The organism is uncultured Rhodococcus sp. (assembly GCF_963525155.1).
GTDB classification, from domain to species: domain Bacteria; phylum Actinomycetota; class Actinomycetes; order Mycobacteriales; family Mycobacteriaceae; genus Rhodococcus_F; species Rhodococcus_F qingshengii.
Window position 1 is genome coordinate 1 of sequence record NZ_CAURKP010000177.1, and the last position, 10,041, is coordinate 10,041.

At 63.0% G+C, this 10,041-nt stretch carries 11 protein-coding genes; 9 read left to right on the forward strand and 2 right to left on the reverse strand.

Going from position 1 to position 10,041, the window contains the following annotated elements; translation table 11 throughout:
• Nucleotides 1-739, forward strand: a 739-nt coding sequence (locus tag RWT78_RS24385; RefSeq protein WP_314681525.1) for an SWIM zinc finger family protein, incomplete at its 5' end; no start/stop codon positions are given.
• 149 nt (nt 740-888) lie between these two features.
• The gene (locus tag RWT78_RS24390; RefSeq protein ID WP_007726130.1) at nt 889-1,638 is read left to right on the forward strand and encodes a GntR family transcriptional regulator; all 750 of its coding nucleotides are present in this window, start codon (nt 889-891) and stop codon (nt 1,636-1,638) included.
• 54 nt (nt 1,639-1,692) lie between these two features.
• On the opposite strand, the gene RWT78_RS24395 is transcribed toward RWT78_RS24390, so the two are convergent.
• Complete coding sequence (locus RWT78_RS24395; RefSeq protein WP_003941386.1) at nt 1,693-2,151, reverse strand: glucose PTS transporter subunit IIA; 459 nt, start codon at nt 2,149-2,151, stop codon at nt 1,693-1,695.
• Nucleotides 2,148-2,378, reverse strand: a complete 231-nt coding sequence (locus tag RWT78_RS24400) for a glucose PTS transporter subunit EIIB (protein ID WP_003941324.1) — start codon at nt 2,376-2,378, stop codon at nt 2,148-2,150. Before RWT78_RS24400 ends, RWT78_RS24395 begins: the two co-directional genes overlap by 4 nt.
• 327 nt (nt 2,379-2,705) lie before the next feature.
• Here RWT78_RS24400 and RWT78_RS24405 point away from each other — a divergent pair, with 327 nt between their 5' ends.
• The 7 genes from RWT78_RS24405 to mmsA all read left to right on the forward strand — a co-directional run.
• Nucleotides 2,706-4,049 (forward strand): PTS transporter subunit EIIC, encoded by a 1,344-nt coding sequence (locus RWT78_RS24405; RefSeq protein ID WP_003941307.1) that lies wholly within the window; start codon nt 2,706-2,708, stop codon nt 4,047-4,049.
• Between the two features lie 2 nt (nt 4,050-4,051).
• Nucleotides 4,052-4,321, forward strand: coding sequence for an HPr family phosphocarrier protein (locus tag RWT78_RS24410; RefSeq protein ID WP_003941322.1), 270 nt, complete (start codon nt 4,052-4,054; stop codon nt 4,319-4,321).
• Nucleotides 4,321-5,994, forward strand: a complete 1,674-nt coding sequence (ptsP, locus tag RWT78_RS24415) for a phosphoenolpyruvate--protein phosphotransferase (protein ID WP_003941286.1) — start codon at nt 4,321-4,323, stop codon at nt 5,992-5,994. The genes RWT78_RS24410 and ptsP overlap by 1 nt, the downstream gene beginning before the upstream one ends.
• Nucleotides 5,991-7,232, forward strand: a complete 1,242-nt coding sequence (nagA, locus tag RWT78_RS24420; protein ID WP_314681528.1) for an N-acetylglucosamine-6-phosphate deacetylase — start codon at nt 5,991-5,993, stop codon at nt 7,230-7,232. The genes ptsP and nagA overlap by 4 nt, the downstream gene beginning before the upstream one ends.
• Complete coding sequence (gene nagB / locus RWT78_RS24425; RefSeq protein WP_021334281.1) at nt 7,220-7,999, forward strand: glucosamine-6-phosphate deaminase; 780 nt, start codon at nt 7,220-7,222, stop codon at nt 7,997-7,999. The genes nagA and nagB overlap by 13 nt, the downstream gene beginning before the upstream one ends.
• A gap of 1 nt (nt 8,000) precedes the next feature.
• Nucleotides 8,001-8,723 (forward strand): copper homeostasis protein CutC, encoded by a 723-nt coding sequence (locus RWT78_RS24430; RefSeq protein ID WP_054825960.1) that lies wholly within the window; start codon nt 8,001-8,003, stop codon nt 8,721-8,723.
• Nucleotides 8,724-8,852: 129 nt separating this feature from the next.
• Nucleotides 8,853-10,041: CoA-acylating methylmalonate-semialdehyde dehydrogenase (mmsA, locus tag RWT78_RS24435; protein WP_314681531.1), on the forward strand; the 1,189-nt coding region annotated here is incomplete at its 3' end.

A 10,041-nucleotide genomic window follows, 5' to 3' on the forward strand; every position in this document is an offset into this window, starting at 1 on the left:
GTACACCGGGTCCCGACGGCGAGCACCCGCGCCGGTCAAGCCTCGTCCAGCGTTCGGGAGAACATTCTGGGGCAAGGCTTTTGTCCGCGTCGTCGAAGAGATCGGCGACAAACCTCGTGTCACGCGTGGGCGAACTTATGCGCGTTCGGGTCAGGTTTTGGCGCTCGACATCGAACCGGGAGTGGTGACGGCCGAGGTTCAGGGCAGCCAACTTCAACCTTTCGTTTCCACGCTGTCGATCGACACTCTTGATCAATCGGATATCGACGACATCATCACCAAGATCCGCCGAGTGCCGGGAAGCCTTGCCGCGCTGGTGTCCGGCACTGTCCCGGACATGCTTGCTGCCCAACTGATACCGGACGGCCCGTCGGCTTTCCGTTTCGACTGCACCTGCCCCGACGTCGGTTGGCCGTGCAAACACGCTGCGGCCGTGGCGTTCTTGACTGCCGAGCGGATCGACACCGATCCGCTGAGGTTGCTGAGACTTCGCGGGGTCGACCTGGAGCAGTTGATCGGGGGAGTGGAGGACGAGTCGACTGTTCCGGTAGACGTCGAGAATTGGTTCGGAATCGCTGCTGCCCTCCCCGCGCTACCGAAGGTGCAATTTCGACCGGCGATAGACGATCTGGATATCCGCCGTCTGCGTGAGGCGGTGGCGGCACTGGGATTGGACATGGCTCAGCAGAACGTCGCCTTGGACGAAATACGGTCCATCTACCGACGGTTGGACGGTTGAAATCGGACAACTCCGGACTGATGCTAGTTTCCTACCGTGAATTCCAGTATCGTTAATTGGACCGGTCCGGTCGGGACCTGCCCGCGATTTCAGATCGTTATCGTCGGCGAATAGACGACTATTCATTTCTCGGAGGGACAGTCGCTGTGATGCCCGTTCATTTGCGCGACAGCGCAATACCCAAACATGAGCAGTTGCGCACCATTCTCCTGCGCAAGTGCACCCAAGAACTCCAGCCTGGCGACTTGATGACCAGCGAGCGAAACCTGATGCAGGACTACGGCGTCAGTCGGATCACTGTTCGCGAGGCCATCGGCCAGTTGGTCAATGACGGACACCTCGTGCGTGTGCGTGGCAAGGGCACCTTTGTCGCGCACCGCGCTGTCCAATCCAAGCTGCACCTTGCATCCTTCACCGAGGAAATGCGCGCCCAGGGGCATCACCCCACGACGGTGGTCCTGGTCAGCGAACAGGGGCCGGTCCCCGAAAATACTGCTGCCGCACTGAATATGCGACCGGGTTCCGACGGTTACCACGTCAAGCGCTTGCGCCTTGCCGACGGCGAGCCGGTGAGCGTGGACGACGGCTGGTTCAATCCCGAACTGTTGCCGGGTTTACTCGACATGGACTTGACGGGTTCGATCTATCGGGCAACCGCCGACAAGTACGACAAGCCGATCGATCGGGCAGAGCAGACAGTCAGTGCAGATGGTGCCAGTACGGAGATCGCGACTCTCCTGGGCACTCGTAAAGGCGCTCCGGTTCTGTACTTCGATCGAGTGTCGTTCAGCGAGATCGCACCGGTCGAGCACACTCGCAGTTGGTACCGATCCGACCGCTACCAGTTGCAGATGGAAGTCCAGGGCCAAGCGCGGCCCAAAACGCGCGGCGACCAATAGTCATCGTTCGAAGCGAAAGGGCGAGCACACCTTCCGGTGTGCTCGCCCTTTGCGTTACGCCGACCAGTCGAACAGAGTGTCGCCAGTGGCGACGTCCCCACCGACGGAAGGGGATTCGACGGTGTCCGGTTTGGAATCCATCACGACTACCGGGCAGATCGCCGAGTAGCCGGTCGTGTCGATGTGCGCTGGATCAAAGCTGACGACGGGATCACCGGCATTGACGGTGTCACCCTCGGCGGCGATGAGGGTGAATCCGTCGCCTTCGAGCTTGACCGTGTCGATGCCGATATGGACCAGCACGCCGGTGGCTTTCTCGCCGAAGATCACAAACGCGTGGGGGTGAAGTTTCAGGATCTTTCCGCTGATCGGCGCCACGACCGTGAGCGGGCCCTGACCGCGAGCGGGTTCGATCGCGACGCCCGAGCCGACCATCTGCTGAGCGAACACCGGGTCCGGTACGTCAGCGAGTGCGACGACCCGACCGGGGAGCGGGGCGAGGACGACCGTCACAGGATGTCCTCGATGTCCTCGGCAAGGGTGTCGGCCTCGGGCCCGACGATGACCTGGACAACCGTTCCGGCCTTGAGTACGCCGTGTGCGCCGGCAGCCTTGAGAGCGGACTCGTTCACCTTCGCTCCGTCCTTGACCTCGGTACGCAGGCGGGTGATGCAAGCCTCGATCTCGACGATGTTCTCTGCGCCGCCGAGGCCCTTGATGATTGCTTCCGCTTTCGACATTTGCTGCTCCTGATTGTCGGGTTGGTCGTGATCGTTGAACGGTCGTACAGGTGGGCTGACTAGTTGCTGGTCAAGGCTATCCCGGTTACGTATGTCACATTTGGGTGTTGACAACTCGCCTCCACCAGGTAAAACTACAACTGGTTATGACCGGACAGTACCCGTTGGAAGTCCGGCTCCACAACAGTTTCGACAAAACGGTTTAGGCCTCACTTCCGAGCAAGAACCGTGACCTGCATTTTCACGAAACCTGCACGTGTACGACACCCGAATTTCCAGAACCAGCGGCCGATCGCGACGCGGCCCGGCGAACGAAGAAGGTCCTTGATGACTCTCGAAGACACCCCGAAGAAGGAATCGAAAGTGTTCGCCGGGGTTCAACGCCTCGGCCGAAGCTTGATGCTTCCGATCGCCGTTCTGCCGGCTGCGGGAATCTTGCTCCGCCTCGGCCAGGACGACCTGCTCGGGCGATTCAGTTCGATGCACAGTGCTGCTGCAGTGATCTCTGCGGCAGGACAAGCAGTCTTCACGTGGCTGCCGCTGATCTTCGCCGTCGGTATCGCGATCGGCTGGGCCAAGAAGGCCGACGGATCGACTGCCTTGGCAGCCGTCGTCGGCTACATGGTGATCGACGGCGTGTTCAAGGCGATGTCGCCGATCGTCCTCGAAGGGAAGACGGACCCGAACGGGGATCAATCCCTGATCAACTACGGTGTGCTCGCCGGTATCGTGATGGGCTTGCTGTCGGCGATCCTGTGGCAGCGGTTCTATCGAACGAAGCTTCCCGATTATCTCGGGTTCTTCAACGGGCGCAGGCTCGTTCCCATCCTGACAGCGATCACCGGTCTTGTGGTCGGTGTCCTGATGGCATTCGTGTACCCCTTGTTCAACTCCGGCCTCAACTGGGTCGGTGAAGCAGTTGCTTCCAATACCGTTGTGGGCGGCGGCATTTACGGCGCAGCGAACCGCCTCCTGATCCCCACGGGCCTGCATCACATCTTGAACTCCGCCGTGTGGTTCCTGATCGGCGACTACCAGGACGCGAGCGGTCAGATCGTTCGCGGTGACCTCAATCGGTTCTTCGCCGGCGACCCCTCCGCCGGTACGTTCATGACCGGCTTCTTCCCGATCATGATGTTCGCTCTCCCCGCTGCAGCCTTCGCAATCTGGCGCAACGCCAAGCCTTCTCAGAAGAAGCTCGTCGGCGGCATCATGCTCTCCACCGGCCTGACCGCATTCCTCACCGGTATCACCGAGCCGCTCGAATTCTCCTTCATGTTCGTCGCGTGGCCCCTGTACGTCATCCACTCGCTCCTGACCGGAACGTCGATGGCCTTGGTCAATGCGCTCGGGATTCACGACGGATTCACGTTCTCCGCAGGCTTCTTCGACTACGTGTTGAACTTCGGCAAGGCAACCAACGCATGGATGTTGATCCCGATCGGACTCGGCTACGCCGTGATCTACTACTTCCTTTTCAGCTTCGTCATCAAGAAGTGGAATCTGCGCACGCCAGGACGAGAAGAAGAGGTCGAGGTGGCCGCAGGTGAGCCCGACCCAGCGCTGCTCGAGGCCGAACTGGCACTGGCTGCCGAAGGTGACAGCCGCACCGACGCCCCGCTCGTCGCCGAACTGGAAAACAAGCTCGACAAGGAACTGGAAGGACGCTGAACATGGCGATCGCAACCACGACAATCGGATCCCGCGTCGGACTCCACGCACGACCCGCAGCGCTCTTCGCGCGCGCCGCAGCCGATCTACCGGTAGACGTCACCATCGCGCTCGGCGACGGCGAACCCGTCGATGCCTCCAGCATGTTGTCTGTCATGACTCTCGGTGCAGCATTCGGGGATTCGGTGACCTTGCGTGCTGACGGTGACGGCGCCGACGCTGCGGTCGGTTCGCTCGCAGAGCTTCTCGCATCCGAACTGGACGAAGCCTGATGACGGCGAGTGTGGACAACCGCATCGCGGGTATCGGAGTGAGCGCGGGTTCGGTCTGCGCGCCGTGGTTGCGATTCTCCACGCCTGAGCCGACCTCGGCGGCGGACCCGATCACGGGCAGTCCCGAGGCGGAGCTGATCAGGATCCGTGAGGCACTGGACGCCGTCGCGGAGGAACTGCTCTCGCGTGCAAAGACAGTCGAGGGCGTCTCCGCGGAGATCCTGACGACGTCGGCTGCGATGGCGCGCGACGCGGGCATCGTGAAGGCGGCCAAGGCGAACCTGGAATCGGGGCTGCCGACCGCACACGCCGTCGCAGTTGCCTTCGACGCCTTCTGTGAAAAGCTCACGGCGCTCGGCGGGTACATGGCCGAACGGGCAACCGATCTGCGCGACCTCGGGCAGCGAGCCGTGGCCGTTCTTCGAGGGGAGCCGATGCCCGGAATCCCCACTCCCGGTTACCCGTACATACTGGTGGCGCGCGACCTCGCTCCGGCGGATACAGCGACGCTGGGCGCCAGTGACGTGGTCGGATTGTTGACTGCCGAAGGAGGTCCGACCAGCCATACGGCTATCTTGGCGAAGTCGCTCGGAATCCCGGCCGTGGTCAACTGTTCGGGAACCGATCTGCTGGCGGAGGGGAAACTTCTCATCCTCGACGGCACCACCGGGACGGTCACCATCGATCCCTCGGCAGAAACGCGCGAGCGCGCTGTCCTCGAAGCATCGTTCGTGGCAGAGCAGTCGGCTTCGGCACAGGGTCCAGGACGCACGCGTGACGGGTTCGCGGTGAGGTTGTCGGCCAACATCGGAACCCTCGAGGACGCCGCGCGGGCCGGAGCGGCGGATTGCGAGGGCGTCGGACTGTTCCGTACCGAATTCTCGTATCTCGGGCGTCACGACGCACCGTCGGTGGAGGAGCAAGCACAGACGTACGCGTCGGTGCTCGGGCACTTCGCCGGACAGAAGGTGGTGGTCCGCACTCTCGATTCGGGTTCGGACAAGCCGTTGCCGTTTCTCGATCTCGGGGTCGAGGAGAATCCGGCCCTTGGTATCCGCGGGCTCCGTGTCGGCACGGTTTATCCCGACACACTCATCAGCCAGCTCGACGCCCTCGCGGCGGCAGGCAATGCAACGGGAGCCGATCTGTGGGTCATGGCGCCGATGGTAGCTACGGCCGACGAGGCGAAAGACTTTGCAGAACTTGCGCGTTCGCGGGGGATCGGCAAGGTCGGAGCAATGATCGAGGTTCCAGCTGCAGCGTTGCGGGCGAAGGATATCCTCGAGCACCTCGATTTTGTCAGTATCGGTACCAATGATCTGAGCCAGTACACCTGCGCCGTGGATCGTATGGCCGGAGGCCTGGCGCAACTGCTCGATCCGTGGCAGCCGGCGGTCCTCGATCTGATCGCGATGGTCGGTCAGGCGGGCGCCGATGCCGGAAAACCAGTTGGTGTGTGCGGAGAATCCGCGTCGGACCCGCTGTTGGCTCCGGTTCTGGTCGGTTTGGGCGTGACGAGTCTGTCGATGTCGGTCCCGGCATTGGGCGCAGTTCGCGCGCAACTGGCCTCTCTCGATCTGGCGGTGTGCAAGGACATGGCCGCGGCGGCGCGGGGCGCGCGAAACCCGATCGAGGGTAGAGCGGCCGTCGCGCGGATTCGCGAGTCGGCATGAGTACATCAGGCTCGGCTACTGTCGGCGATCCGATCGTATTGCGGGGAACTGTGATCGGATCTCCGGCCGGGAAGATTCACGACGGAGTCGTCGTCGTGGACGGCGAAAAGATCAGTTGGGTCGGCTCGGCTGCGGACTACGTGGCGTCCACACCCGTCGTCGTCATTCCGGAACGCACCGACGCGGTGATCATGCCCGGCTTGATCGATGTCCACAGCCACGGCGCCGCGGGTGCTGGTTTCCCGAACACCGACGCCGATGGAGCGAGCCGCGCGGCGGCGCACCATTGTGAGCACGGCACGACCGGAATGCTGGCCAGCCTGGTCTCCGCACCGCGCGCAGATCTGGTGCGACAAGCAACGATGCTCGCCGATCTGGTCGAACGCGGAGAACTTCTGGGTATCCACCTCGAGGGGCCGTTCATCAACGGCGTCCGCTGCGGTGCCCAGGATCCGGCAGCGATCATTCCCGGTGATCCGGATCTGCTCGAAGCCGTGTGTGACGCTGCGCGGGGGACCGTGCGGTCCATGACCTTGGCGCCCGAGACCGAGAATTTCGAAGAGTTGCTCGCGATCATGCGTCATCGCAACATCGTGCCGAGTTTCGGTCACACCGATGCCGACGCGGCAACGACGTCGGCGCGCATCGATGCTGCGGTGCACGGGGATTGGGCCGGACAGATCAGCGCGACCCACCTCTTCAACGGGATGCCGCCCCTGCACCATCGATCTCCGGGTCCCGTCGCGGCGTGCCTGGCGGCTGCCGCGAGAGGCGAGATGGTGGTGGAACTGATCGCAGACGGTGTGCATCTTGCGCCCGAGACCGTGTCGATGGTCTTCGACGCTGTCGGACCGGACCAGATCGCCTTGGTCAGTGATTCGATGGCCGCGGCGGGAATGGACGACGGCGACTACCAACTCGGTGCGCTCGACGTCACGGTTGCCGACGGTGTAGCAAGACTCGCGACCACCGACGGCAGTTCCGGTGCCATCGCCGGAGGGACTGCAAGATTGCTCGACGTGCTTCGCAGCACTGTCTTCCACGGCGGCGTCGCGCTGGAAGATGCTGTCGCAGCGGCAACTCGGAGCCCAGCGCGTCTGCTGGGACTTGGCGACCTGATCGGATCGCTGGCCGTGGGCTGCCGAGCCGACATCGTGGTCACCGATCGTCACTTGCGCCTGGGGCGTGTACTACTCGGCGGAAAAGCCGCCGGAAAGGAAAAATCATGGAAATCGTAATTCAGCCGACACCCGCGGAGGTCGACTCGACCGTCGCGGACATCGTCGAAGGCTACGTCAGAGCCGGGGCGACGACGCTCGGGCTTGCAACGGGGTCGTCGCCGATCGGAACCTATCGTGAACTGGCAGCGAGGCATCGCGATGCCGAACTCGACTTCTCGCTGGCTCGGGCGTTTCTGCTCGACGAGTACCTGGGATTGCCGAAACGCCATCCGCAGTCGTACTACTCGGTGATTCGGTCGGAATTCGTCGATCACGTCAATCTGGATCCGGCGATGGTGTCGAGTCCCAACGGTGAAGCGCCGTGCCCGGAGAAAGAGATCGCGCGATACGACCAGAGCATCGCGGCGGCCGGGGGAGTGGACGTGCAGTTGCTCGGCATCGGCACCGACGGTCACATCGGCTTCAACGAGCCAGGGTCGTCGTTGACCTCGAGAACTCGCGTGAAGACGCTGACCGAGCAGACCCGGATCGACAACGCACGGTTCTTCGACGGGGTGGACGACGTCCCACACCATGTGCTCACCCAGGGTCTCGGAACCATCAGCGATGCAAGGCATCTGGTGATGATCGCGACCGGAGAAGGTAAGGCCGATGCGATCGCCGCTGCCGTCGAAGGTCCGTTGTCTGCGTTCTGCCCGGCTTCGGTGATGCAATTGCATCGCCATGTCACCGTCGTCATCGACGAAGCTGCGGCCAGTTCACTCAAACTTGCCGACTACTACCGGTATGCGCTCGAACACAAGCCGTCGTGGCAGTCCTTCTGACATGACGGTTCTGGAGCTGGCTGTGCAGGACGTGCGGGGGGCGAGGATCGCGCGTTCGGTGGGAGCGACTCGAGTCGAGTTGTGTGCGGCACTCGGCCCGACGGGGGGATTGACGCCCAGCATCGGAGTGATCGAGGCTGCGACGGAGGTGGGGATCGCGGTACACCCGCTGATCCGTCCGCGCGCCGGAGGTTTTGTGTTCTCACCCGACGAAGTGTGGGTGATGGAGCACGACGTACATGCTGCTGTGGCCGGTGGAGCGTCCGGCATCGTGATCGGCGCTCTGACAGAAGATTATTCGATCGACACCGTCGTGCTGCGCCGCATCATCGGATGCGTGGACCGGGCGCGGGTCGAGGTGACAGTACATCGTGCGATGGACGTGGTGACCGACCGTCTGACCGCGCTGGACGAACTGATCGACCTGGGCGTGACCCGCGTGCTGACGTCCGGGGGTGCGGACACTTGCAATGAGGGACTCGACGAGATCGGTCGAATGGTCGAACATGCCGCGGGCCGGATCCAGATCATGGCCGGTGGCGGAATAACCGTCGACGACATCCCGGCAATCGCTGCCGTCGGCGTCGATGCGGTGCATCTCTCGGCGCGCAAGGTTGTCGCAGTTTCCGGCGGACCTGGTGGGGGATCGGATGGATACGACGTCACCGATGCAGTAGTCGCGCAGGAAGCGGCAGCCGCGCTCCGCGCTGTGCGCCTTTATTAACCCCCCGCGGTTAATAAAGGCGCACAGCCCTTGGGCTCTAGACATACATGGACATCCAACTATAGGATGGTAGACATATTCACTGCTGCCTCCTGGGCGGTCCATACGAGCAAGGAACGGGTTAGCACAATGGTTGAAAATGCGACGGTTCACGAGTTGACGCACTTCGTCGGTGGCAAGCGTGTTCCCGGGACATCTGATCGATTTGCGGACGTGTTCGATCCCAACACCGGCAAGGTGCAGGCCCGCGTCCCCCTCGCGAGCAAGGCCGAGACCGAAGCCATCATCGCCAATGCCGAAGAGGCGCAGCAGGTGTGGGCAGCGTTCAACCCGCAGAAGCGTGCCCGCGTGCTGATGAAGTTCCTGCAGCTCGCCCAGGCCGAGATGGATTCTCTGGCCCGCCTCCTCTCGTCCGAGCACGGCAAGACCGTCGCCGACGCCAAGGGTGACATCCAGCGCGGCCTCGAGGTCATCGAGTTCGCCGTCGGCGCTCCGCACCTGCTCAAGGGTGAATTCACCGAGAGTGCCGGCACCGGCATCGACGTGTACTCCATGCGTCAGCCGCTCGGCGTCGTCGCCGGCATCACGCCCTTCAACTTCCCCGCGATGATCCCGCTGTGGAAGGCCGGCCCCGCCCTCGCCGCCGGTAACGCCTTCATCCTCAAGCCCTCCGAGCGTGACCCCTCCGTGCCGCTGCGCCTGGCCGAGCTTTTCCTCGAAGCAGGACTGCCCGCGGGTGTGTTCAACGTCGTCAACGGTGACAAGGAAGTTGTCGACGTTCTGCTCACCGACGATCGCATCAAGGCCGTCGGCTTCGTCGGCTCCACGCCGATCGCTCAGTACATCTACGAGACGGCCGCAGCTCACGGCAAGCGCGCACAGTGCTTCGGTGGCGCCAAGAACCACGCGATCGTCATGCCGGACGCCGACCTCGACGAGGTTGCCGACGCCCTGATCGGTGCGGGCTACGGCAGCGCCGGCGAGCGTTGCATGGCCATCTCGGTTGCCGTTCCCGTCGGCGAGGAGACCGCGGACGCTCTTGTCGCGAAGCTGAAGGAGCGCGTCGCGAAGCTCAAGATCGGTCGCAGTGACGACGAAGGCGTCGATTTCGGACCGCTCGTTTGCCAGGATGCCCTCGACCGCGTCAACAACTACGTGCAGATCGGCATCGACGAGGGCGCAACGGCAGTCGTCGACGGCCGCGGCTTCACCCTCGAAGGCCACGAAGGTGGATTCTTCGCCGGCGCAACTCTGTTCGACAACGTCACCTCGGACATGCGCATCTACAAGGAAGAGATCTTCGGTCCCGTCCTTCAGG

Bases quoted from the DNA above. Each gene is read 5' to 3' on its own strand.
- RWT78_RS24400 (WP_003941324.1), bottom strand. From the start codon at position 2,378: ATGTCGAAAGCGGAAGCAATCATCAAGGGCCTCGGCGGCGCAGAGAAC.
- RWT78_RS24410 (WP_003941322.1), top strand. From the start codon at position 4,052: ATGGCGATCGCAACCACGACAATCGGATCCCGCGTCGGACTCCACGCA.
- RWT78_RS24405 (WP_003941307.1), top strand. From the start codon at position 2,706: ATGACTCTCGAAGACACCCCGAAGAAGGAATCGAAAGTGTTCGCCGGG.
- RWT78_RS24390 (WP_007726130.1), top strand. From the start codon at position 889: ATGCCCGTTCATTTGCGCGACAGCGCAATACCCAAACATGAGCAGTTG.
- ptsP (WP_003941286.1), top strand. From the start codon at position 4,321: ATGACGGCGAGTGTGGACAACCGCATCGCGGGTATCGGAGTGAGCGCG.
- RWT78_RS24430 (WP_054825960.1), top strand. From the start codon at position 8,001: ATGACGGTTCTGGAGCTGGCTGTGCAGGACGTGCGGGGGGCGAGGATC.
- nagB (WP_021334281.1), top strand. From the start codon at position 7,220: ATGGAAATCGTAATTCAGCCGACACCCGCGGAGGTCGACTCGACCGTC.
- nagA (WP_314681528.1), top strand. From the start codon at position 5,991: ATGAGTACATCAGGCTCGGCTACTGTCGGCGATCCGATCGTATTGCGG.